At 74.7% G+C, this 24,155-nt stretch carries 17 protein-coding genes; 7 read left to right on the forward strand and 10 right to left on the reverse strand.

Features of this window, described 5'->3' with window-relative positions:
- Positions 1 to 71: 71 nt before the first annotated feature.
- The 3 genes from ACYU96_RS01620 to ACYU96_RS01630 form a co-directional block, all read right to left on the reverse strand.
- Complete coding sequence (locus tag ACYU96_RS01620) at positions 72 to 1,595, reverse strand: DUF5719 family protein (RefSeq protein WP_460748472.1); 1,524 nt, start codon at positions 1,593 to 1,595, stop codon at positions 72 to 74.
- A complete protein-coding gene (locus ACYU96_RS01625) occupies positions 1,592 to 4,900 on the reverse strand; it encodes a glycosyltransferase (RefSeq protein ID WP_460748475.1) in 3,309 nt (1,102 codons plus the stop codon). The genes ACYU96_RS01620 and ACYU96_RS01625 overlap by 4 nt, the downstream gene beginning before the upstream one ends.
- 166 nt (positions 4,901 to 5,066) lie before the next feature.
- Positions 5,067 to 5,393 carry a WhiB family transcriptional regulator gene (locus tag ACYU96_RS01630; protein ID WP_460748704.1) on the reverse strand — a complete coding sequence of 109 codons (327 nt, stop codon included), beginning with the start codon at positions 5,391 to 5,393 and terminating at the stop codon, positions 5,067 to 5,069.
- Between the two features lie 249 nt (positions 5,394 to 5,642).
- Here ACYU96_RS01630 and ACYU96_RS01635 point away from each other — a divergent pair, with 249 nt between their 5' ends.
- The 3 genes from ACYU96_RS01635 to ACYU96_RS01645 all read left to right on the forward strand — a co-directional run bounded on the left by ACYU96_RS01635 (position 5,643) and on the right by ACYU96_RS01645 (position 9,263).
- Positions 5,643 to 6,386: a TIGR03089 family protein gene (locus ACYU96_RS01635; RefSeq protein ID WP_460748478.1), complete on the forward strand. Its 744-nt coding sequence runs from the start codon at positions 5,643 to 5,645 to the stop codon at positions 6,384 to 6,386.
- 103 nt (positions 6,387 to 6,489) lie between these two features.
- On the forward strand, positions 6,490 to 7,767 hold the full coding sequence (locus tag ACYU96_RS01640; RefSeq protein WP_460748480.1) for an LCP family protein: 1,278 nt from the start codon (positions 6,490 to 6,492) through the stop codon (positions 7,765 to 7,767).
- A gap of 11 nt (positions 7,768 to 7,778) precedes the next feature.
- Positions 7,779 to 9,263: an LCP family protein gene (locus tag ACYU96_RS01645; RefSeq protein ID WP_460748483.1), complete on the forward strand. Its 1,485-nt coding sequence runs from the start codon at positions 7,779 to 7,781 to the stop codon at positions 9,261 to 9,263.
- A gap of 21 nt (positions 9,264 to 9,284) precedes the next feature.
- Here the strand turns inward: ACYU96_RS01645 and ACYU96_RS01650 are convergent, their stop codons facing one another.
- On the reverse strand, positions 9,285 to 9,767 hold the full coding sequence (locus ACYU96_RS01650; RefSeq protein ID WP_460748486.1) for a metallopeptidase family protein: 483 nt from the start codon (positions 9,765 to 9,767) through the stop codon (positions 9,285 to 9,287).
- A gap of 65 nt (positions 9,768 to 9,832) precedes the next feature.
- On the opposite strand from ACYU96_RS01650, the gene ACYU96_RS01655 reads away from it, so the two are divergent.
- Entirely contained in the window at positions 9,833 to 11,662 is a 1,830-nt protein-coding gene (locus tag ACYU96_RS01655) for a glycosyltransferase family 39 protein (RefSeq protein WP_460748489.1), read from the forward strand.
- 1,340 nt (positions 11,663 to 13,002) lie between these two features.
- Here the strand turns inward: ACYU96_RS01655 and ACYU96_RS01660 are convergent.
- From ACYU96_RS01660 to ACYU96_RS01675, 4 genes are read right to left on the reverse strand one after another with little or no spacing between them, the layout of a single operon-like run.
- Positions 13,003 to 14,697, reverse strand: coding sequence for a hypothetical protein (locus tag ACYU96_RS01660; protein WP_460748492.1), 1,695 nt, complete (start codon positions 14,695 to 14,697; stop codon positions 13,003 to 13,005).
- A 55-nt stretch (positions 14,698 to 14,752) separates the two neighbouring features.
- Positions 14,753 to 15,805, reverse strand: coding sequence for a lysylphosphatidylglycerol synthase domain-containing protein (locus ACYU96_RS01665; RefSeq protein WP_460748494.1), 1,053 nt, complete (start codon positions 15,803 to 15,805; stop codon positions 14,753 to 14,755).
- Positions 15,802 to 17,043: a glycosyltransferase gene (locus ACYU96_RS01670; protein WP_460748497.1), complete on the reverse strand. Its 1,242-nt coding sequence runs from the start codon at positions 17,041 to 17,043 to the stop codon at positions 15,802 to 15,804. Before ACYU96_RS01670 ends, ACYU96_RS01665 begins: the two co-directional genes overlap by 4 nt.
- Positions 17,040 to 18,128: a glycosyltransferase family 2 protein gene (locus ACYU96_RS01675; RefSeq protein ID WP_460748500.1), complete on the reverse strand. Its 1,089-nt coding sequence runs from the start codon at positions 18,126 to 18,128 to the stop codon at positions 17,040 to 17,042. The genes ACYU96_RS01670 and ACYU96_RS01675 overlap by 4 nt, the downstream gene beginning before the upstream one ends.
- 171 nt (positions 18,129 to 18,299) lie before the next feature.
- Here ACYU96_RS01675 and ACYU96_RS01680 point away from each other — a divergent pair, with 171 nt between their 5' ends.
- The gene (locus tag ACYU96_RS01680) at positions 18,300 to 18,677 is read left to right on the forward strand and encodes a DUF3499 domain-containing protein (RefSeq protein WP_460748503.1); all 378 of its coding nucleotides are present in this window, start codon (positions 18,300 to 18,302) and stop codon (positions 18,675 to 18,677) included.
- A gap of 3 nt (positions 18,678 to 18,680) precedes the next feature.
- On the opposite strand, the gene manA is transcribed toward ACYU96_RS01680, so the two are convergent.
- The gene (gene manA, locus ACYU96_RS01685) at positions 18,681 to 19,901 is read right to left on the reverse strand and encodes a mannose-6-phosphate isomerase, class I (protein WP_460748506.1); all 1,221 of its coding nucleotides are present in this window, start codon (positions 19,899 to 19,901) and stop codon (positions 18,681 to 18,683) included.
- 10 nt (positions 19,902 to 19,911) lie between these two features.
- Positions 19,912 to 22,428, reverse strand: coding sequence for a hypothetical protein (locus tag ACYU96_RS01690; protein WP_460748508.1), 2,517 nt, complete (start codon positions 22,426 to 22,428; stop codon positions 19,912 to 19,914).
- Positions 22,429 to 22,471: 43 nt separating this feature from the next.
- Here ACYU96_RS01690 and ACYU96_RS01695 point away from each other — a divergent pair, with 43 nt between their 5' ends.
- Positions 22,472 to 23,932: a phosphomannomutase/phosphoglucomutase gene (locus ACYU96_RS01695; protein ID WP_460748511.1), complete on the forward strand. Its 1,461-nt coding sequence runs from the start codon at positions 22,472 to 22,474 to the stop codon at positions 23,930 to 23,932.
- Positions 23,929 to 24,138 (forward strand): Trm112 family protein, encoded by a 210-nt coding sequence (locus ACYU96_RS01700; RefSeq protein ID WP_460748513.1) that lies wholly within the window; start codon positions 23,929 to 23,931, stop codon positions 24,136 to 24,138. Before ACYU96_RS01695 ends, ACYU96_RS01700 begins: the two co-directional genes overlap by 4 nt.
- The last annotated feature ends 17 nt before the right edge of the window (positions 24,139 to 24,155 follow it).

A 24,155-nucleotide genomic window follows, 5' to 3' on the forward strand; every position in this document is an offset into this window, starting at 1 on the left:
GGGGAGCGCCCCCTGGCGCCTACCTGAGCACTCGCCCCTACCTCGCGGTCGTCCCCCACCCGCGCGATCGCTTAGTCGGCCACCACGTCCCGGACGGTGACCGTGTTCTCCGTGGCCGCGGTCCGTGGCGGCGTGAGCGTCGCGATCAGGGCGTCGTCGGCCAGGCGGAGGGCCCAGGCCGTGGCGGCGTCGCCGGTGGCGGTCAGGCGGATCGCGGCCACGTTCCTGCCCAGGGGCTCCAGGTCGTCGCCGGACAGGTCGATGTCCTCCCCGGCCGGGATCTCGACGTCCAGGGTGCCCGTCTCGGTGGCGTCGGCCGCGTAGCCGGTGATCGTCACGTCGGCGGATCCTGTGAGGTCGTCGTCCTCGCCCCGTTCGGTCGGGATCGCGGCAGCGTTCAACGACCACGACAGCCCGTCGGGGACGGCGAGCAGGCCGGCGGAAGCCGACCGCGCGTCCTGACCCGTGTCGTCGCCGGTACCGCCACGGCCGCTGTCGTCCACCACCTGCCCGGCGATCCACGCCGTGTCGTACGGATCCTCGTCGACCTCCGCGTCCCGGTCGGCCCGGCCGCGCCGGTGCACCAGCCCGCTGCCGACCACCGGCACGGTCGCGTCCACCACCACGGTGTACCGTCCCGCGGGCAGCCCGCCGAGCGGGACGTCGGTCACCGTGCCCGCAGCGAGCTCCACGTCGTCGAGGCCGCGCAGCCACTCGCGACCGTCCTCCCCGTAGACGCTGACGCGCGCGGAGCCGTCGCGCTCGCCGGGGGCGAGCAGCCGCAGCGCCGGCGCGTACGGGTCCTCCACGGACTCGCCGCGGCTCACCATGCCGGCGACCGCCACGGCCGGCGCCGGCGCCGCCCCTCCCGTCACGAGGTCCGCGCCCTGGGGCACGAGCCCGTCGAGCCGGTGGTGCTGGACGGAGGCGTGCACGCGCGCACCCTGGCTCACCGCGTGCACCACGAGCCGCCGCTGTCCCGGCGCGATCGCCTCCAGCGTCGTGGACACCTGCTCGCCCGGCGGTACGACCACCACCGCCTGCCCGCCGAGGGTGACCGGTCCCGACGGCCCCCACGCCGCCAGCGACACCGACGCCGCGGTGCGGCCTGGGTTCTGCAGCACGAGGCGTGAGCTCGACCCCACGTCGGTCGACCCGCCCGCGAGCCAGTGCTCGATCGCCGGTGCCCGGCAGGCACCCGCCACGAGCCCGCGCAGGTCGCCGGCCGTCGTGACCGACGTCGCGGTCGCCGCCGCGACGGCGCCCGGCTCGGCCCGCAGCACGCTCGCCGCGTCGTCGGGCGCTTCCTGCCCGTCGAGGCCGGCGACGTCGGTTGCCTCGGCGGCGACCGTCACCGAGGACTCGGTGTCGACCGGGGTGGCGTCGAACTGGTCGTCGCCGACGTCCTCCTGGACGAGCGAGGCCGGCGCCGGGCAGACCAGCGTGGTCGGTCCCGGGGCGACGGTGACCGCGCGGGCGGGCGTCGTGTCCGCCGTGCCGCCGGGGGCGTGCTGGGCGAGCACCGCCACCACCGCGACGCACGCGACACCGAGGACGTGGGCGCTCACCCGGCGCGTCGTCGTCCAGGCCGTCATCGTGACCGCCGCGCTCGGACCGGGAGGGCGAGCAGGACGAACACCGCGCCCACGAGTCCCAGCGCCACCATCCAGGTGGTGCGGTGCGGTGTGTGGTAGCCGATGTCGAGGCGGCCGCCGTCGGCGCCCAGGGCGAAGCCCTGCAGGGTCGCGTCCGCCGCCGCCACCTCCACGGGCTCCAGGCGGCGGCCGTCGAGCGTGGCCGACCAGCCCGGCGCCGCGGACTCGGCGAGGACGACCCGCCGACCGGCGTCGCCCGCGCCCACCTCGGTGTGGACGCTCGGGCCGCCGGAGGCGACGGGGATCGCGGTGCTGCCGTTCTCGAGGTGTGCCCAGCCCGGGGCCGGGACCTCGGCGGTCCGCACGCGCCACAGGGTGGTGGGCTGTCCCTGGGTGATCCGCTCCACTCCCGGGGTCGTGTCGAGCGCGATCGTGAGGTCCGCGTTCCGCGCGGCCTCGCCGGTGCTGTCGGCCGCGGCGTCGTCCCCGGCCTCGGGCGTGCGGACCTGCACGGCGCCGATGCCGAGGGCGGCGAGCCGGTCGGCGACGTCCGGGTCGGTGCCGGCCGCGAGCCGTGCGGCGACGTCGTCGACGGCGGCCGCCGTGCCGGCCTGCTCGTCGTCCGGCCCGCCGACGCCGGTGGACACCGACGCGTCGACGAGCTGTGTCCCGTCGGCTCGGAGCAGGGCGTGCTCGACGGCGCCGTCCTCGGCGAGACCGATCTGCAGGACGCGCGCCTGCCGCGGCGCGGCCTGCATCTGCTGTCCGACGGCGGGGACGGCGGCCCGTGCGGTGGCGTGCACGCCACCGCCGGAGATCGGCCCGGCCAGGTACCAGGAGGCGAGGCCCGCGGCACTCACCAGACCGATCACCAGCGGCACCGCGATCCCCGCCGCCATGATCGGCCGCGCGGAGCGCCGGGCCCGCACCGAGCGCGTGGTCCCGAGGGCGGCGCCGCCGAGCCCGAGCAGGACGACCGAGGTGAGCGCAGTCCCCGAGCCGGTGCCGCCCGGCAGGTCGCCGAGCACGGGGCCGAGGAGGCCGCCCGCGCCGCCGTCGGCCGACACCGCGACGGTGAGGCCGCACGCGGCGACGAACCAGCCGACCCGCGCGCCGGCGGTGCGCGAGCCGACCAGCGCGGCGAGCGCGACCACGCACAGCAGACCGCCGAGCAGGTAGGGCCCGAGCCCCAGCCCCGGCCAGGCACCGCCGAACCACGGGGCGGGGGTGCCGGTCTGCCCGAGGAGCGTCTGCCATCCCGCGGCGGGGCCGTCCGCGGGGAGCGTGCCGGGCAGGACCAGGGGGTCGGCCGTGAGCAGGCCGACGTCGCGGGTCCGGACGACATGGACCAGCAGCGGGGCGCACGCGACCAGCGACGGCAGGAGCGCCAGCGCGAGATGGACGCGGCGCGACGGGGCCGCGAACGCCGCGGCGGCCAGCACCAGCACGGCGATCGGCAGCAGCACGGGGGCGCCGGACACCGCGACGGCGAGCGCGAGCCCGGCCGCGCCGGCCGCGCCGAGGCGCCGGCCGCGCCCCTCGGCGACGAACGTGCCGTCGAGCACGGGCCGGTCGGCGATGTCGTCGACGCTGGAGCGCGTCGGGAAGTCGATGCGCTGCGCGCCCACGGACCGCACGATCGCGAGCGCGGCGAACGGCAGGGCGAGGTGGGCGACGAGCGCCCCGAGCAGCCCGCCCGACAGCGCCCCGAGCAACGGGGGAGCGGCCGCCCAGGCGAACGCCGCGGCCACCCGCACCCCGACGGACCTGGTCACGGCCCCGGCCGCCGCCCACCCGCCGAGCGCGGCGAGCGGGACGGCCACGATGAACAGGATGGAGACCGCGGTCTGGAGCGAGCCGCCGGCCAGCAGGGCGAGCACCGTCAGCGTGAGCAGCAGCGGGTCGCCCGGCCCGGCCTCGCCGAGTCCCGAGCGCACCCAGCCGGAGGTGGCAGCCGTCCAGGTCTGGCCCGCGTCGGCCGACGCGGGCAGGAGCGCTCCACCGACGAGCCGGCCGCCGTCGGCCAGCGTGCCGAGCGCGGGGCCGAAGACCGCGGCGGCGAGCCCGGCCGTCGCGAGCAGGACGACCATGAGCACCGTGCGACGGCGCGTCGCCATCTGGCGCAGGTCCGCCCGGTCGAGGTCGTCGGGGCCGGTGTAGCGGGCGTCGGCGCGCGCGAGCCGCCGTTCGTGGAGCTCCCGGAACGCCTGCCGCCAGGTCCCGAGCAGGGGACGCAGCACGCGGTAGGGCTGCGTGGCGCTGTGCGCGGTGCGGCGCCGGGCGCGCAGCACGCCGCGCAGGCCCAGCAGCATCCACAGGGGCGCCATCAGCTCGTCGCGGGCGGCTGCCGGCTGCTTCACCGCGAGCCGGTAGGCAGCCAGGAACGGCGCGCCGACGACTGTCGCGAGCATCGCCCAGCCGAGCAGCCAGGGCGCGGCGGTCACGAGCCGGAACCTGAGCCGCGCACGCCGCAGCCGGCTCCGGTTCGCCGGGTCCGTCAGGGAGGCCTGCGCGTGCCGGACCACGGCGTCGGGCACGACCGTCACCCGGTGCCCCGCCAGCCGGACGCGGCGGCAGAGCTCGAGCGAGTCCCCGAACGGGCCGTACTCGGGGTCGGTCCCGCCCAGGTCGCGCCACACCGACGTCCGTACCAGCGCCCCGGCCAGGCCGACGGCGAGCACGTCCTGGCGGGAGTCGTGCTGGCCCTGGTCGATCTCTGTCTCGTCGAGCCCGGTCATGCGCCGCCCCAGCGGGGTGACCGTGTAGCCCACCTGGAGCAGGACCCCGCGGCCCGGGTCGTCCGGGTCGCGCGGCGTACCGTCGTCGTCCAGCTCCCAGGTGCGCTGCTTGCACCCGGCGATCGCGACCGTGCTGGTGTGCTCGACCGAGCGGACCAGCGCCGCCAGCGCGCCCCGCTCGGGGGCGGCGTCGTCGTGCAGGAGCCAGAGCCAGTCCGGCGTGCTCGCGTCGCTCCCGGTGCTGAAGTCGGCGACCGCCGCGTCGACGGCGTCGCCGAACGACCGGGAGCGGCTCGCCGCGACATAACGTGCGCCGTCGAGGCTGAGCCCCCGGTGCGCGGACGTGGAGTGAGCGGTGTCGACGTCGACGACGACGATCTGCTGCGGCGTGCGGGACTGGGCGCGGACCGCGGCGAGCGTGGCTTCGAGGTACGGGCTCCGGCCGCGTGTCACGACCACGGCCGTCACGGCGACGAGGGCGGGGACGGCTCCGGTGACCGACCGGACCGCGGCGAGAGCGGGGTCGGGGCTGGGGCGGGGTGGCAGGCCCGTGGGTGTCGACGTCATCTCGTCGCCCATCATGCGCACTGCGCGCCGGATCCGCAGAGGAAGGACGTGAATGCGGCGTGTCGCGCCGGACCAGATGTTCGGTGCTGCCCGCACGTCACCGGGGGATCGGGCAGAGGGGGATCGGACTGGGGAACCGAAGAGCGGGGGGTCGGACAGGGACGGATCAGACGGCGCGGCGCTTGAGCTTGCGGCGCTCACGCTCCGACAGGCCGCCCCAGATGCCGAACCGCTCGTCGTTCGCCAGGGCGTAGTCGAGGCACTCGGCCTTGACCTCGCAGCCCTGGCAGACCTTCTTCGCCTCGCGCGTGGAGCCGCCCTTCTCGGGGAAGAACGCCTCGGGGTCCGTCTGAGCGCAGAGGGCACGCTCCTGCCAGCCGAGCAGGGCCTCTTCCTGCGGGGCGTCGAAGAGCGACAGCACGTCCGCCATGTTCTCGCTCGGACGCTCGGCATCGGACGGGATATCGCCGCCCACCTCCAGCATGTTCCACATGATGTGCTCCTCCATGCCGTCTCTCTCAGTGATGTGTCGCGCGTGTCCGCGCTCTTGCTGCGCTACGAAAACTGCATACATGGAATTACACGCGTGTCGTGTGGAGTCGTCAAGCGGAAGTGTGCTATCGGAACAGGGCTTCACAAGAAAATCGCGCTCACCTCGGTGGACGCGCACGCCCCGAGGGCTCGCCAAATCCCCGTCCCCACGGCGGCGCGGGCCACCGCCCGCGGCGCATAGGCTCGGGCCATGCTCGTCTCCACTCTCCTCGACCGGCTCCAGTCCGACCCCGGCCGTCCCCGCCTGACCTGGTACGGCGAGGACGGCGAAAGGGTCGAGCTCTCCGGCGCGGTCCTCGCCAACTGGGTCGCGAAAACCACGAATCTGCTCGTCGAGGAGTACGACGTACAACCCGGGACAAAGGTTGGGGTCGATCTTCCGGTGCACTGGCGCACGGTGACCTGGGCGCTCGCGGTGTGGCGCGTGGGTGGGACCGTGGTGCTGCTCGACGACGGCGCGGGAGTCCCGGCGTCCCGCGACCTCGACGTCGTCGTCACCGCTGCGCCCGGACGCTGGGCCGGCTCGGCGGCGGACCTCGTCGTCGTCAGCCTGCCCGCGCTCGCCCGCCGGTACGACGGCGAGCTCCCGCCGGGCGCCATGGACGCGGCCTCCGCCGTGATGACCTACGCCGACCAGGTGATCTACGCCCCGGAACCCGAGCCGGGCCGCGCGGCCCTGACCGGCTCGGAGGCGGCCGCGGGCGGCCCGCGGGAGGGACGCACCGTCACGCACGCGGAGCTCGTCCCGGAGCCCGGGGGCGCGGCACGCATCCTCGTCGACGGCCGGGGCGGGATCGCCGAGGTGCTGCGCGAGCTCCTCGGGATCTGGGCGGGAGCGGGCTCCGTGGTGCTCACCAGCCCGGCCACCGCCGCCGCGCTCGAGGCCGACGGCGCGCGCCGCGACCGGCTCGTCGCCACGGAGAGAATCGGGTGAGACGCCCGTGGGGACCGACTGACCCGTTCTCCACGAACCCTCTACCGACCCTCTGTCCTGCCTCTGCGCCGGGTGCAAGGACGCTCGCCTATGCTCTGAAGTTGTGACCTTTCCCGACTTCAGCACACCCGGAGCGGGGCTGGACCATACCTCCGGTCCTGCTCACGCGCGTGTTCTGACCGGGCCGGGCTCCACCACGCGCGTCGTCGCGATGGTGCTGACGGGCGTCCTCGCGCTCGCCGTCTCAGGGGCGGCCGCGGCGCTGTGGCGGTGGTCCGGGAACATCGACACCGCGGGCACGGACCTGCTGACGAACCGTCCGGACAAGGTCACCCCCACCGACCCGAACGCGGGCGCCCCGGTGAACCTCCTGCTGATGGGGAGCGACTCGCGCGAGGGCGAGAACGGGAACATCGGGGGCACGGCGTCCGGGGGCGAGCGGGCGGACACGACGATCCTGCTGCACGTCTCGGGGGACCGGTCGCGGATCGAGGCGGTCTCGATCCCGCGCGACTCCACGGTGGAGATCCCGTCCTGCGTCACCACGACCGGGACCATCACGGCGCCGCAGTACGGCAAGTTCAACGGCGCCTTCGCGGCAGGGGCGGACGTCGGCGGCGACACGGCGTCGGGCGCGCTGTGCACGATGCAGACCGTCGAGACCTTGACCGGGGTCTTTCTCGACGGGTTCATGGTGATCGACTTCCAGGGGTTCCAGCGGATGATCGACGCCGTGGGCGGCGTCAAGCTCTGCATCGAGGAGACCATCGACGTCCCCCTGGCGAACAACCTGCACCTGGAGGCGGGCACGCAGACCCTCGACGGGCAGGTGGCGCTCGACTACGCGCGGGCGCGCAAGGGCATCTCCGACGGCAGCGACCTCAGCCGGATCGGCCGGCAGCAGGAGCTGCTCGCGTCGCTCGTGCGTACGGTCTTCAGCGCCGAGACGCTGTCCGACCCGGGCAAGACGCTGAGCTTCATCGACGCGGTCACCAGCTCGATGACCATGGACGACGCGACCGCGAGGCTCCAGAACCTCACCGGCCTCGCCTACAGCCTGCGCGGCGTGCAGCCCGAGGACGTCACCTTCCTGACGGTGCCGTACGCCACCGACCCGGCCGACATCAACAACGTGGTGTGGACCTCCGAGGCCGACCTGCTCTGGGACAACCTGAAGCACGACCGCCCCGCCAACCAGGACCCGGCAGCGGCAGCGGCGTCCGCGTCCCCCGGGACCTCGGACGCTCCCGGCGCGTCGGCCCCGCCCTCGCCGGTCGCGGGAGAGACGATCGAACCTGCGGCGTCCCCCAGCGCCGACGACGTCAAGGAAGCCGGTAGAGAAGCGTTCACCGGCGCCGACACGACTGCCGTCTGCGGCTGACGGAGAGAGACATGCCAGATCCCACGACCGACGACGATCCCACCCGGGTCGGAGACGACACCCGGGTCGCGGCGCCGATCCCGCCGAGCTTCACACCGCAGCAGTCGGGGGGCCGGCCGGTGGCCGACGGGGCGATCGCCGTCGGCGACGCGGCGCAGGAGGCTGCGCGACCAGGTGCGACGTCGGGCAGCAAGTCGGTCACGGGCGGCACGCCGCACCCCGCTCCGACCCCCGGTGCTGGTATTCCTGTGGGCGAACGAACCAGCGAACCACGCATCAAACGACAGTCCTCCCGGGAGGTCCCAGTGTCCGGTGGCAATCCACCGCCAGTCCCGCCGCGGTCCGTGCCGCCGCAGGGTGCTCAACCGCCTCAAGCCATCCCGCCGCGCCGTGCCACGGGACGGGCGTCGGGCCTGAACGCCGCGCCGGTCCCGCAGCAGCGACGCCCCGGAACCTCGCACGCCACGCAGCGCCCGCCCGCTCCGGCGCGGCCGGGCCCGCCCCGGCAGAACCCTCCGCCCGGGCCCGCGCAGGGCCGGCCGGCGCCGCGCCCGCGCCGCAAGGGCCGGGGAAAGCTCGTCGCGTTCCTCGTCGTGCTGGCGCTCGTCGCCTGGCCCGTGGGCCTGCTGATCTGGGCCAACGGCAAGATCACGCACGTCGACGCGCTGTCCGAGGCGTCCGGCACGACCGGAACCACGTACCTGATCGCAGGCTCCGACGCCCGCGGGTCCGGTGGCATCGACGACGCCACGACCGGCGCCCGCACCGACACGATCCTGCTGCTGCACCAGCCGTCCTCCGGCCCGACGGCGCTCATCTCGCTGCCCCGCGACACGCTCGCCGACATCCCCGGGGTCGGTCCGCAGAAGCTGAACGCCGCGTACGCGTTCGGCGGCCCGGAGCTGCTCGTGCAGACGGTCGAAGGGCTCAGCGGACTCACCGTCGACCACTACGCCGAGGTCGGCTTCGGCGGCGTGAGCGACATCGTCGACGCCGTCGGCGGCGTGGAGCTGTGCTACGACCGGGACGTCGACGACTGGCGCTCCAAGATGCAGTGGACGGCCGGCTGCCACGAGGTGACCGGGCAGGAGGCGCTCGCGTTCTCCCGCATGCGCTACTCCGACCCGGAGGGCGACATCGGCCGCGCGAAGCGGCAGCGCCAGGTGATCGGCAAGGTGGGGCAGGCGATCAAGGACCCCGCACTCCTGCTCAACCCCGCCCGGCAGATCTCGCTGGCCGACGCGGGCCTGGGCTCGCTCGCCGTCGACCAGGACACCGGCGTGATCGACCTGGCGTTCCTCGCGGTGCGCTTCCAGAGCGCCAACGGTGAGGAGGGCGTCACCGGCACGCCGCCGATCGCGAGCCTCGGCTACGACCCGGGCAACGGCGCGGGCTCCACGGTCCTGCTGGGCCCGGAGGAAGAGGTCACCAAGTTCTGGACCGACCTCCGCGACGGCAACCTGGAGCCGGGCGAGGTCAACTCCCTCACGGAGTGAGGACCAAGGACGACCCCCGCTTCAGCGCTCGCCGAAGTGGGGGTCGATCTCTTCCGGGGCGCGGGCCAGCAGGTGTGCCACCTGTTCGACGACGACGTCGCGGACCAGGTCGGCCGCGTCGTCCTCGTCCTGCGAGCGGAGCTCGATCGGACGGCGGTACACCACCACCCGCGCGGGCTGGCCCGCCTCGGCCGGGAAGTAGCGGCCCAGCGGCACGCCGCCGGCCTCCCAGGGCGCAGGGTCCGACGGCGGCACGTCCTCCACCGCGAACTGCGTCCCGTCCAGCGTCTTTCCCCAGCGCCGGTCGAGGGACTGCGCGACGTCGAGCACGAGGTCGTCGAACACCTCGGCCCGAGTGCGGTACGCGGGGGAGCCCGGCGGGAAGAGCGGTCCGCGCAGCCCCCGGCCGCGCCGGTCCCGTCGCCGGGGCGCGGGCCGGGACGCCTTGCGGAGAGGGCCGTCCCGGCCGTCCGATGCTGCGGGGAGGGAGAACGTCGAGGGCACAGGACGACGATACGGCCACGACGGAGATTGGCCGGCATCACGGCGTGTTGCCATACGCTGACCTCGTGCGTGACGACACCGCCCGGGCACGCTATCGGGTCGCCCTCGCCCTCATCACAGCTCTCGTTGCCGCCTCGGCCGCCTGCTGGGCGGTGCTGACCCCCGCGTTCCGTGCTCCCGACGAGGTCCAGCACCTCAACAGCGCCCTGCGCCTCGCGCACGGCGGCGGCTGGCCCGACCCCGGCGACGCGCTCGTCAGCCCGGGCGTCGACGCCGCCCGGGAGCAGTCCGCCGTCGCGACGGACGTCCCCGGCCGGTACCTGGACCGGGACGACCGGGAGCAGTACGTGGACGTGCCGCCGGTACCCGACGGCGACCGGGTCGTCATCGGCCCCGGCAACGCGCTCGCCGCGGACCTGCCACCCGGCACGGACACGAGCACCTGGAGCGTCGACTCGATCGACCAGATGACTCAGCACCCGCCGCTGTACTACGCGCTGGCGGCCGGCTGGCTCCGGCTGACCGGCACGTCCGAGGCGCGCTGGGACCATCAGCTCCTGGCGCTGCGCCTGTTCGACGTGCTGCTGTTCGCACCCGTGCCGCTGCTCGCGGCCGGCGCCGCGCGGCTCGTCACCGGGTCGCGCACGACGGCGCTGGTGGCGGCGTCGGTCCCGGTGTTCCTGCCCCAGCTGGGGCACATCATGGGGAGCGTCACGAACGACGCGCTGGTGGTGCTCACCGGGGCGGGGGCGGCATACCTGTGCGCGCGGGTGGCGTCCGGCGACCTGCGGTGGGTGACGGCGTGCGGGCTCGGGGCCGTGCTGGGGCTCGGGCTGCTGACCAAGGTGATGGCGGCGTTCACCGTGCCCGTCGTCGTGGTGGCATACCTGCTGGCGGCGTCCGGCGCGCGGGGGAGCGGCCCGCCGCAGGGCCGTGTCCCCGGGATCGTGCGGCGCCTCGCTCCGGCGGCGCTCGCCCTGGGGCTGGCGTTCGCCGTGGGCGGCTGGTGGTGGCTGCGCAACGTCGTCGAGTACGGGGCCGTGCAGCCCGTGGGGATCCCCGACCGGTTCGAGCCGGTCGAGGACCGGGGGCCCTGGTACTTCGTCAGCACGACCGTGCAGCACCTGACCTGGTCCTTCTTCGGAAGCTTCGGGCTGCTCGACGTCCGGGTGCCCGACGACGTGTACTGGACGGGCGCGATCGTCCTCGGGGTGCTGTGCGTGGTGGCGCTGGTCCGGGGGCCCGGCCGGAGGGTGCTCGGTGTCCTGCTGCTGCAGCCCGTGCTCCTGTGGGGCGCCGTCATCGCCAACGCCTGGTCCGGCTTCGCCGAGACGGGCTGGGTCGTCGCCGTCCAGGGCCGCTACATGTTCGGTGCCACGGTCGGCCTGGCCGTGGGGGCGGCCGCGGGCGTCCGGGCGCTCGCCACGCTCCGGCGGGGCGGACGCGTTCTCCGACCGGGCGACGACGCGGCCGCATCACCTCCCGCCGCGGTGGACGCCGGCGACGCGGCGGGACGAACCACCGCTGCCCTGGCCGCCGGTGGCCCGGGCGACGGGCCCGACACGGAACGTCCCGCCCCGGCGGGCGGAGCGTGGGTGGTGCCTCTGGTCCTCGCCGGCGGCGCCGTCGTGTCCGGGGCGGCGATGCGGTTCGCGTTCCTGGGCTTCTACCGGGGTCCCGGGGAGGGGCTCGACGCGGCGCTGGGACGCTGGGCCGGGTGGAGCCCGCTCGACGGGGCTCAGCTCGCCGTGTGGTTCGCCGGTGGCGTCGTGGCCGCCGTGGCGGCCGTCGTCGCCGGCGTCCGGTACGCGCGCAGCGTCAGCACCGTCGCCCCGACGGCGGCCGTCACCGCCGCGGCTCCCGCCACCGCCGCGGGCACCACGGGCTCGGAGTAGAGGCCCGGCCCGGCCGGCGTGGAGAGCTCGACGACCAGCCACCACACGAGGTCGGCGAGGGCCACGCCCACCCAGACCGGCACGAGCACCCGCGGCCGCGCGGCGAGCCCGGTCGCGACCGCCAGGAAGATCGGCAGGGCGACCGGCAGCATGTACCGGGGATAGACTCCGCCGCTGCTCGCCGCGTACAGCACCTGCATCACCACGGCGACCGCCACGGGCACCCACGGCAACGTCGCCAGCATCCGGCGGTCGGCGGGCGCCGGCGGCGACCCGCCGGCCCGGCGCTCGCGGAGACGCTGCAGTACCGCGAGGAAGACCGGGATCCACAGCAGGGCCACCGCGGTGACGATCAGCGTCGTCATCGAGTGCGTGGAGCGCGGCGGCAGGCGGCCCGCCCACCAGAACACGTCCGGCAGCCGTGCCCAGGTGATCGGGTCGAGCACGACCTCCCACACCGGGCGCTCCACCCGGTTCTGGTTCTTGAGCGCCCAGTCGAAGTGCGACCCCTGGACGTTGCCGGTGAGCGCCACGTTGCGGGCGTAGAACCAGCCGGCGGCCGCCAGCGCCGCCGTCGGCCCGCCGACCGCGAGCCACACCGCCGGCCTCCAGCGCCCCCGGCCCCGAGCGGCCCGTACGGCGGCGGCGAGCACCGCGAACGCGGCCACCACGACGGCGATGACCGCCGTCGACAGCCGCGTCAGGGCGCATCCCGCCGCGAGGAGGCTGAGGACGACCACCAGGCGGGCGTCGAGGCCGCGCCGGATCGCCGTCGCCGTCAGCCCGTACATCGTCGTGACCAGCAGTGCGGCCAGCAGGTCGTTGTAGCCGGACCCGCCCACGTGCGCGACGGCGGCCGCCAGCGCGGCCACGAGCGCGACGATCGGTGGCAGCGGGCTGCCCGGGCGGCAGATGCGGCGCGCGCTCCACCAGGAGGCCACCACGAACAGGCCTGCGAGCAGGGTGTTCACCGCGCGAGCCGCGTAGACGGCGGCGACGGGGTGCCCGGCGTCGGCCAGCGGGCCGACGAGCGGGGCGACCAGAAGGTAGTAGAGCGGCGGGTGCTGAGCCGTCCACTGCACGGGGGCGATCCACGCGCCGTCGGGCCGCAGCTCCAGACCTTCCTCGAAGACCGGGAGCTCGCCGTGCCACACCTGGTAGGCGTAGTCCATGTGGGGCGGCTCGTCGCCGGTGCCGTACGGCGGGTCCGCGAGGAGGACGGTCAGGGACAGGAGGATCGCGGTGAGGACTGCCGCGGCGACGCCCACCTGTTCGCGCCGCCGGGGGTCGGACAGGGTCCGGGCGAGGGTGCGGATCACGCGGCCAGCATACGGGCGCCGTCACGGCGCGGGACGCGGCTCGGGCCGGAGCTCCCGGTCCGCGGGTTCGACGGCGGGGCGGCGGACCGCGTGCCACGTCACGCCGGCCGCCGCGGCCAGGCCGCCCGCCACGATCACGACCAGGACCCACGGGGGCCACGGGTACCAGTAAGCCACGGCGGAGACCGCGCGGCCCAGGCCGTCCAGGCCGGTCCGGTGCTCCGGCATCCAGTACAGGACCCAGGTGTTGTACTGGAAGGCGGCGTGCAGGCCGAGCGCGAGCACGAGCATGCCGGCCGGCACCCAGCGGCGCCAGGCGGGCCGCAGCGCCGCCGCCCCGGCGAGCGCGACCAGCACCACCCCGGCGAAACCCGTGTACAGGTAGCGCCCCTGCTGGGCCGCGGTGATGTCCTGGAACGCCGCGAACTGCTCCCACGACCCCTTGGCCACGATCGCCCCGAGCATCGGCACCGCGGCCAGGAGGACGACGGCGGTCGCCCGCGGCACCGTGCGGCGCGCCAGCGCGACCACGATCCCGGCGAGGATCGCCACGAGCGCGACGCGCGCGGCCCACCACGAGGCGTCGTGCGCCTCGGTGACGGCGTGGTCCTGGACGAAGAACGTCGTCACGAAGCGCTCCAGCAGGCGTTCGAGCCAGCGGTCACCGCCGTCGGACCAGCCGTAGACGGGCGTGAGCTCGGGGACCTCCGTCTGCGCCCCGTGCGGCTGGATCGCCCCGTACAGCACGAGGTTGCGCACCCACCAGGCGATGCCGGGCAGGGTCGCCGCGGCGGCGACCGCCAGGGAGCCGACGGCTCGCCGTCGTCGCCCGCGCGACCGGTAGGCGGCCACGCCGTAGGCGAGTGCGATCCACGCGGGGAACATCAGCGCGAACCCCTTGGTGAGCAGCGCGGCGCTCGCCACGATCCCGACCGCCAGCGCCGTGCGGCGGGACAGGTCGCCCGTCATCACCCGGATCAGCAGGTAGGCGAGGGCGGTGCCGAGCAGCACGAGCAGGTTGTCGTTGTTGACCGACGAGTACAGGTGCTCCATCTCCGGCACGGCGATCGGGGCGAGCGCCGCGGCGACGGGCAGCGGCTCGGGCAGCGCGAGCCGGCGCGCCGCCGCCCAGAGCAGCAGCGGGACCGGGGCCGCGAGCAGGGCGTTCAGCCAGCGCAACCACATCCACACCTGGTCCATCGGCGCGTTCTCCCAGTCGGGGATCGCATGCAGCGCGGCGGCACCGGCCAGGTAGTACAGGGGCGGGTGCTGGACGAGCTGGTCGGGGATCGGCTCGATGGTCCCGTCGGAGCGTTCCGGCTCCCAGTAGGCGAGGCCGCCGCCGTCGGTGAAGGAGGGGCGCTCGCCGCGGGGCGGGGCGGACTCCTTGCCGTCGGTGTTGAGGCCGTCGACCCGGTCCGCGAGGTACTGGCGGCCCGCGTACAGCCGGTCGCCGAAGAGGAAGTGGCCGGCGTTGACGCCGTCGGCGACGAAGATCGTTCCAGGATCGGGCCACGGCCAGGCCGGGCCCTGCTCGACCTGGACGATCATGTCGACGTGCTTCAGCTCGTCGGGCGAGCGCACGTTGGCGAAGACGGCCGTCTGCGCGAGCATCACGGCGATGTGCAGCAGCGTGATCAGCCAGATGATGACGGGCACTGCCCGCGCCGGTGCCATGACGGTGGTCCAGGCACCTCGGAGTCGCTCGCGGTTCACGGCAGAAGGGTAACGGCAGGAGTCCGGGTGCCCGGGTGACGCATCGGGCCCGTGGTCAACCGACGCTCCTCGGGCTCGGCTCCGGCCGGGGCGGGTCCTGCAGGGGCAGGTCCGGCCGGCTCGGGCCGGGACGGGACCGGTCCCCTGCGGGGCGGTCCTCCTCGGCGTCCTCCCGGCGCTGCGCCGCGCGCCGGGCCAGCAGCAGCCCGGCGCCCGCCAGCACACCGTCGACCAGCGTCAGCACCACGCGGCTGACGAGCACCGCGAGCGGCGCCGCCGCGCCGGAGAGGGAGCCGGCCAGGACCCCGGCGAGCACGACCTCGCGCACGCCCGCACCGGCCGGTGCGAGCACCACGAGGAACCCCACGGTCCAGGCGAGCGCCCAGCCGCCCACGGCGAGCGCGAACGTCCGGGCCGACGGTGTCATGCCCAGCCCGGTGGCCAGCACCCACGTCTGACCTCCCGCGACGAGCCAGCCGGTCACCGACCACGCCGTCGTCCGGGCGAGGCCACCCCAGCTCAGCGGGCGGGCGAGCGGCTCGCGCCCACCGAGCCGCAGCGCGAGGCCGATCAGCCGGTTCAGCACGGGAGGCAGGAGGACGACGGCGATCACGGGCGTCACCCACACCACCCAGCCCCAGCTGCCGAGCGCACCGGCCGAGACGAACGGCAGCGCCACCGCCCCGACGGCCGCCCCCGACACCACCGACACCAGCACCGCCACGCCCATCGAGGCGACCGAGCGGTGCCGGGGGATCGAGTGGTCCGCCCCGATCTCCGCGGCCGCGACCACGTTCCACACCCCGCCGGGCAGGTACTTGCCGAGCTGGCTGAGGCCGAACACGCTCACGGCGTCGCGCAGCGGCAGGCGGGAGCCCAGGTCGGTCAGCACGGCCCGCCAGGCGATCAGCGTGCACCACACGTAGACGAACCCGAGGCCGACGACGGCGGCCAGCGTGCCCGCGGACAGCATCGCCGCGGCGTCGGCGAGGTCGGCGCGCGCATCGACGACGTACCAGACGGCCAGCCCGACGGCGACGACGAGGAACCCCCACCGCACGGCGGGCGCCCGCAGCACCCGGGTCGCGGCGCTCAGCACCCGCCTCATCGGTCCCCGCCCCGCTGCTGCCGGGTCTCACCGCTGGGATCCGGCACGCCGCCGGCGGCCGGCGTGGAGCGCAGCGCGGTGAGGAGCGGGGCCACGACCGCTTCCGGGCGGATCGCGTCGCGTCCCCGGGACGCGCGGGAGCGGGCTGCCGCGAGACGCGCCGGGTCCGTGAGGTCCGTGAGGGTCTTCGCGAGCGCCCGAGGGTCGGCGGGCGGGACGAGCTCGGCGAGCTCGCCGACGGCGCGCCGCTGGGGCGGTGTGTCGGAGGTGACGACCACGCAGCCGGCCGCCAGCCCCTGGTAGACCTTGTTGGGCACGACGCGCAGCCCCTTCGGGGTGTCGCTGAAGATGCCGAGGCAGACGTCGTGCGCGGCGACGAGCGCGGGCAGCTCGGCGGGCTCGACCCAGTCGTGCCAGGTGACGCCGGGTGTGCCGGCGAGGATCTCGCGCGCGGCCGCCAGGTCCTGCCCGGATCCGACCATGGTCACGTCGAGCCGCGCGCCGCCATCGACGGCATCCCGGATCCCCTCGGCGATCACCCGCGCCCCCTGCAACGGCGTGTAGAGCCCGAAGAACACGACCCGCAGCCCGTGCTCCCCGCCGCCGACCAGCCCATCGCGTGCTCCGGCGACCACGCCGGCTTGCGGGGTGGCAGGGCTCGCACCGCGCACGCCGGCGTGGTCGCCGGGCCGGCCGGTGGGGTGGGTGGCGTTGAACCAGGGGGTCGGGGCGCCTACCAGGGCCGTGACTCCCTTGGACGGGGCCGGGAGCATGGCGCGGTGCTCGTCCGTGTCGGTGACGACCACGTCCGCACAGCCCGTCGCGACGCGGTCCAGGGCGTTCAGCAGGCGCACGCGCAGCCCGGCGGCACCCCGGTCCGCGGCCGTGTCCCCGGCGAAGACCAGGTGGTCGAGCACGACGACGGAGCGGGGGAACAGCACCCGTGCCAGCACGACGTCGAAGTGTCCCAGGTAGCCCACGAGCACGGCGTCGGGCCGCCCGTGCGCGTGCCGCAGCCGGAACGCACCGGCCGTCAGACCTGCCCAGCACGCCAGCAGCCGGACCGCCAGGAGCGGCAGCCGCCACGGCTGCTGGAGCATCCGGACCCGTTCGGCGGTGGAGAACCCCAGCGGGCGGTTCAGCTCCGTGACCTCGGCCCCGTGGGCGCGGAGGCCCGCGACGAGGACGGCGACGCGCGGGTGGCGTTCGGCGTCGTACGTGCCGAACGAGAGGATCACGACAGTCCCGCCGGTTCCTCCGCGCGGCCGTCGGCAGGGTCGCCGAGCACCTCGGACTCCGCCACCGCGAGGGCGTGCTTCGCGTCGGCCACGGCGGCAGCGGCGGTCGTCGACTCCTCGCCCGCGACCGCCGTCCGGCCCGGGACCCGCCCGTACTGGACCTCCTTGAGGCGCTCCAGCGTCTCCTCCATCAGCGTGCGGTTCGTCTTCTGCAGGTCCGCGATCACCAGCAGCGCGAACGACAGCAGCGCCCCCACCAGCATGGACGAGCCGAGGATGAGGGACTGGATGTGTTGCCCCGCCTGGCCGAGGATCAGCAGCACCAGGTACCGCCCGAACGGGATCAGGCAGCCCAGGGAGAAGATGATCCCGAGCGTCACGAACACCGTGTGCGGCTTGTACATGAGGTACGAGCGCGTGATCGCCTGGCCGGACTTGCGGATGTGCTGTCCCATGCTGGAGAACAGGCGGGACTCGCGCGTCTTCGGGTTCGTGGTGACGGGGACGCTCGCGATGCGCAGGCGCTTGTTCCCCGCCTGGATGATCGTCTCCATGCAGTAGCTGAACTGCGTGACCACGTTCAGGCGCATCAGCGAGGCGCGGGAGTAGGCGCGGAAGCCGCTGGCGGCGTCGGGCAGGTCGGTCTCGGCGGCGAAGTTGACCACCTTGCTGCCGGCCTTCTGCAGGGCCTTCTTCAGCGGGGAGAAGTGCTCGATGGTGGCGGTCTGCCGGTCCGCGATGGCGATGTCGGCCTCACCGCTGACGACGGGCGCGACCAGGTCGTCGATGCGGTCCTGCGGGTACTGGTTGTCACCGTCGGTGTTGACGACGATGTCGGCGCCGTGGCGCAGCGCGTAGTCGACACCGTCGCGGAACGAGCGCGCCAGGCCCATCGTGCGGGCGTGGCGCACGAAGTGCCGCACGCCCAGACGGCGGGCGACCTCCACCGTGCCGTCGGTGGACCCGTCGTCGATGACGAGGATCTCGACCTCGTCGATCCCCGGGATCTCGCGGGGGATCGTGGCGAGCACGAGGGGGAGGGTCTCTGCCTCGTCGAGGCAGGGAATCTGCACGAACAGCTTCATGGGAGGTACTTCCGCCTCGGGACTGGGGCCGGTTCCATGGTACTGAGACCTGGCGGGAGAACGTGCGAGCGGTGCGGCGGAGGTGTGCGAGCTTCGACACGGGACGAACCCGCGGCGCGTTGTCGGCGTGTTCGTGACGTTGCTCCCGGTCAGCGGCGTACCCTCAGGCGGGTGAGATCGGTGAGACAGTGCTCGAGGTCCGCGTGTACCAGCGCCGCGGTCGCGACACTCACGTATGTGTACGCGGACTCGACGGCGGTCCTGGGGCCGCTGGCGCATCTCGCCGAGCCCCACAGCTACGACCTGTGCTCCGAGCACGCGGACGGGCTCACCGCTCCGCGCGGGTGGGAGGTGGTCCGGCTCGTGGCCGAGTTCCCGGCCGAACCCGCTCCGTCACCCGATGACCTCTCCGCCCTCGCCGATGCCGTCCGCGAGGCGGGCCGCAGCCGCAAGGGGCCGGACGGCGCCGCCGAGGCGTCCCCGACCGAGCCGGGAGTCACGGAGACGGCCCGCCGAGGCCACCTGCGGGTCCTGCGCGCGGAGGACTGAGCCCTACGGGACCCAGGCGCAGGCCACGTGGCCCGAACCCGAGACCGCGAGGGCGCCCGCGGCGTCCGGGACGAAGGCCGAGGCGCCGTGCTCCAGCCGCGTCGTGCCTCCGTCGCCACACGTCAGGGTCACCTCGCCGTCGAGGCACAGGACGATGCGCGGACCGTCGTCGGGCATCGTCGCCGCCTCGCTCTCGTCCACGTCCGCCAGGGTCAGCGCGAACTCGGTCACCGGCGCGCGGTACGTCTGCACCTGCCCGCGCCCGCCCGCTGTCGCCACCTCCGGCAGCACCGGCGGCCGCGCCGCGAACGACGCGCACTCCATCAGCGCGTCCCCGTCGACCAGCTTGCTCGTGAGCCCGGCACGGAGCACGTTGTCCGACGACGCCATGATCTCCGCCCCGACCCCTGACAGGTAGGCGTGCAGCTCCCCGGCCGGGGTGAACAGCGCCTCCCCGGGCTCGAGCGTGAACCTGTTCATCAGGAGCGACGCGATCGCGCCGGGATCGCCCGGGTGCTGCTCCGCCAGGTCGACGACGGTCCGGTCCGCCCGCTCGAACGGGGAACCGCCCGCCAGGCGCTCGCGGACCGAGTCGACCGTCCGGGCGATGTCCTCCCGGCAGCCCGCGTCCTGGCGGGCGGCGATGAGCACGTCGAACGCCGCGCGCATGCCGGTGGCCGACCGGTCGGCACGCAGCGCGCCCATCACGCCGCCGACCAGCCTTCCGTCGAGGCCGTCGAGCAGGCTGAGCGCGGCACGCGTGCTGCGCAGGCCGGCGAGGCCCTCGAACTGCGTGAGCGCGACGAGCATCTCCGGCTTGTGCTGGTCGTCGTGGAAGGAGCGCTTCGGCGAGCCCGCGGGGAGGCCGAGGCGGTTCTCCCGGTTGAAGCCCTCGCGCGCGGTGTGCGGCTTGGGGTGGACCTGCAGGGAGAGCGCGCGCCGCGCGGCCAGCACCTTGAGCAGGTACGGGAGGCGCGGGCCGAACTCGTCGGCAACGCGCTTGCCGAGCATGGCGTCGGGGGCCGAGCGGACGAGGGCGTGCAGGGTGACCTCGCCGTCGACCTCCGTGCGCGACGGTGCGCTCGGGTGGGCGCCCAGCCACAGCTCGGCGTTCGGTGTCCCGTCCGGCTCGGCGCCGAGGAGACGGGGGATGGCGTCGTAGGCGCCCCAGTCGTACGTCTGGACGGTGTTCCTCAGACGGAGGGGGACGTCGGTGGCTTGCACCCGGGCGATTCTAACGGCCGAGGCGCGAGACGGTGTGGAGGCGACGGGGACGCCGGGTGACAGTGCGTTCACCGGTGGGCCGGACCCCGAGGTCGGCGATCCGGTGCAGCAGCGCCGTCGGCCCGAACCACTCCGACGCTCGGCGGATCGCGCGCGCCGACTGCGCCCGGTAGGCGTCCGGGTCGGCCCACAAGCGGTCCACGAGGTCGAGGGCGTCCTGCGGCGAGGCGTACAGGGCGGCGTCGCCGAACGTCGCCTCCATGTAGGGCGGCAGGACCACGACGAGCCCGGCGTGCAGCGCCTCGACGGTGGCCATGCCGAACGACTCGACGAGCTCCGGCCCGTGGAAGTAGACCCAGAAGTCCAGCTCGTCCAGGAAGCTGCGCGGGGCGAGCGAGCCGAACGGATGGACCGTCCACGCGGTCGCGACGTCGAGACCCGCCCGCTGGCTCGCCTGCGCCGCTCCGCCCAGCACGCGTACGTCCCGTGACCCGTCGACGGGGTAGACCAGCCGGAGGATGTCGGCGTCGGGCCACTTGTCGTAGCCGTCGCGCGAGTGCCGCCCGATCACCGGCGGCCGGCCCGGACCGGCCTGACGCGGGCCGGGCGGTGCCTCCCAGCGCACGATGCCGTGCCAGTCGGTCCTCGTCAGGGCGTCCGGGTCGACCAGGCCGTCCAGCAGCCGGCGGATGGTGGCGGACTCCGGGGCCACCGCGGCCGCGACGCCGAACACGGCCCGCGCCGTGGCGAGGACCGTCGTCATGTCGTACATCGGGTGCGAACCGTCGCCGTCGTGCGGACGGTGGTTGACGATCTGCACGAGCCGCTCGGTCCGCACGCCGCTGCGGCGGGGCTCGGCGAACTGCAGGACCGTGGGGTGCCGGACGACGGTGAGCGTCGTGTCCAGCCGGTCGTCGAGCGTGAGGACCGGCAGGTCGAGCCGCGTGGCTGTCTCCAGCACCTGCGGATTCACGGGCAGGTCCCGGACCAGCGGCGACTCGAGCGCAAGGAGTGCGACGCGATGCCCGGCCTCGACGAGGGTCTCGATCTCGTTGCGGGTCAGGGTGGTGTTCCCGCCCGGGAACCGGAACTCGGTGGCGTAGACGACGTCGACCGGCCCCTGGCGTGGTGCTCCCGGCAGCATGCGCACGGGCGCCGAGACAGTACGGCCGGAGTCCGTGCGCGGCCCGCGGCGCAGCTCGTCCGGGGCGGCGCCGGCGTGCCAGTGCCGGAAGGCCGCGGTGTACCAGCGCAGTTCAGCGGCAGGACGTGGCGGGGTGCCGGGCGCGCGGGCGGTACGCCGGAGGCGGACGGGCGCACTCCCGACGACGGGCACCCGCGAACCGGTGATCGCCTCGACGCGCTCCAGGAGCTCCAGCTCGGCGAGCTCGCCGACGTCGTCCCAGCCCCCCTCGCGGGCCGGGTGCGCGGTACGCAGCAGGAGCGTCGCGGGATCCGGCCCGACGAACCCCGGACGTCCCGGCGGACGCAAGAAGACGAGGTCGTCGGTCACCTCCGCCGCCGGGACGACGCAACCGGCGTGCTCTGGATGCGCCTCGAGGAACGCGACCTGGCGCTCCAGGGTCCGGGGGTGCACCCAGACGTCCGGCAGATGGAGCGTCAGGTACGTGCCGTCGGCGTACCGCTCGACGGCGAGGTCGCGGGCGTGGGCCGGGCTCGTCGCGTCCTTGACCCGCACGCGCCGGACCCGCCGGTCCCTGACACGCCACGGGTGACTCGACGGCAGGCGCCGGCGGCGGGTGACGACCAGGATCTGCAGGTCCTGGTGCGTCTGGGCGAGGAGCGTGCCGACACCTTCGGCGGTCCACGCCACGTCCGCGCCGACCAGGACGGTGACGCGCGGACCGGGCGGGGCCGGCTTCGCCGCCGGGCACGAGAGACGCCCGAAGGGAGCCGCCGTCCCCTCGTGTGCCGTCAGCGCTTCGAGCCCGTCCCTCTCGTACAGGTGGGACATCGTCCGGGCCCAGCCGTCGAGCCCGTCCGTGGGGAGGCCGTTCCGGATGCGCCAGGCGTTGCGGATCAGGAGCCGCTTCTGGAAGGGAGCGGACTCGGGGACGCCGAGCTCGCGCGCGAGCCGCTCCACGTCCCTCGGCCGGCCGGCCAGGGCGAGCAGCTCGAGCAGGTCCAGGACCTCCTCGTCGTCCAGGGCGGACCGGCCACCGGCCGTGGCGATCAGCTCGAGGAGCGCGAGGGCGTCGTCGCGGTCGCGGTCGTGGCGGGCGGTGTGCGCGATGACGTGAGCGAGCAGGCCGGCGCGCCGGAGGTCGATGTCCGCGGCCAGCTCGGCACGCGCCTCCTGGGTCACCGCGTCGTGCGCGAGCCGCACCAGGCCGGTCGCGTCGTGGCGTCGGCCGGTGGCAGCCGAGGCGATCGCGTCGCGGGGGCGCGTCGAGCCGTTCGCGATCGCGAAGTCCGCGAGAGCTGCCGTCCGGCCAGCGTAGGAAGCGGCGACGCGGGTCCCGGTGGTGCTGCGCGTCCCTGGTGCGTCGGCATCGATGTCGCTCACTGCTGGCAGGATACAGGCGCCCTCCGCGGCTACTCTGGTCACCGTGACCATCGATCTGTCCACCATCATCAAGGCCTACGACGTCCGTGGCACGGTCCCGGACCAGCTCTCGCCCGACGTGGCGCGCGCGATCGGCGCGGCGTTCGCCCGGGTGGTGGTCCTGCCCGCGGCGGGCGACGGCGCGAAGCGCCCGGGCGTCGTCGTCGGGCACGACATGCGCGAGTCCGGGCCGGAGCTCGTCGACGCGTTCGCCGCCGGGATCACGGCCGCCGGAGCGGACGTCGTCCGTATCGGCCTGTGCTCGACCGACGGCCTCTACCACGCCTCGGGGGTGCTGGACCTGCCGGGCGCGATGTTCACCGCGAGCCACAACCCGGCCGAGTACAACGGGATCAAGCTGTGCCGCGCGGGCGCCGCGCCGGTGGGGCAGGAGACCGGCCTCGCCGAGGTCCGCGAGCTGGCCCAGGAGTACCTGGACGGCGGGCTGCCCGAGGCGGCTGCCACGCCCGGCACCGTGACGGACCGCGAGATGCTCGCCGACTACGCGTCGTTCCTGCGGGGCCTGGTCGACCTGGCCGGCGTCCGCCCGCTCAAGGTCGTGGTCGACGCCGGCAACGGCATGGGCGGGTACACCGTCCCGGCGGTGCTCGGCACCGGCGCGGGGCTCCCGGAGCTGCCGCTGGAGATCCTGCCGCTGTACTTCGAGCTGGACGGCTCGTTCCCGAACCACGAGGCGAACCCCCTGGAGCCGAAGAACCTGCTCGACCTGCAGGCGGCCGTCGTGGCGAACCAGGCGGACATCGGCCTGGCCTTCGACGGCGACGCCGACCGCTGCTTCGTCGTGGACGAGAAGGGCGCGGCGGTCTCACCGTCGGCCATCACGGCGCTGGTGGGCATGCGCGAGGTGGAGAAGGAGAAGGCGGCCGGGCGCGAGTCGATCGTCATCCACAACCTGATCACCTCCCGTGCCGTGCCGGACTTCCTGTCGGCCGCCGGGGCGACCACGGTGCGCACGCGCGTGGGCCACTCCTTCATCAAGGCCCAGATGGCCGAGCACACAGCCGTCTTCGGCGGCGAGCACAGCGCGCACTACTACTTCCGTGACTTCTTCTTCGCGGACACCGGCATGCTCGCCGCGATGCACGTGCTGGCGGCGCTGGGCACGCAGGAGCACCCGCTGTCGGCGCTCGGCGAGATGTACGAGCCGTACGCGGCCTCGGGCGAGATCAACTCGCGCGTCGCGGACGTGCCGGCCGCGCGGGCGCGCGTGCACGAGGCCTACGTCACGCAGGAGGGTGCGGGCTCCGTCGAGGTCGACGAGCTCGACGGCCTCACCGTGTCCCACTGGGACGCCCAGCCGCAGTGGTGGTTCAACCTGCGCGCGTCGAACACGGAGCCGCTGCTACGGCTCAACGTCGAGGCCGCGGACGAGGACATCATGGAGAAGGTGCGTGACGACGTGCTGTCGCTCGTGCGCGAGAACGACCCGGAGCAGGCCTCGTGAGCGCCGCCGAGGAGCCGGTGGCCGACGACGGACTCGGCTGGGTCCGCGAGATCCTGCGCTGCCCGGTCACGGGTGCGACGCTGACCGATGCGGTCGGACCGGCCGGCGAGCCGGAGCTGCGCTCGACCGACCCGGAGCGGCCGCTGGCCTATCCGGTGCGGGACGGGATCCCGGTGCTCCTGGAGTCGGATGCGCGTGAGATCTGATGTGGAGGACTCGTGCC

This window comes from Myceligenerans cantabricum (assembly GCF_054777735.1).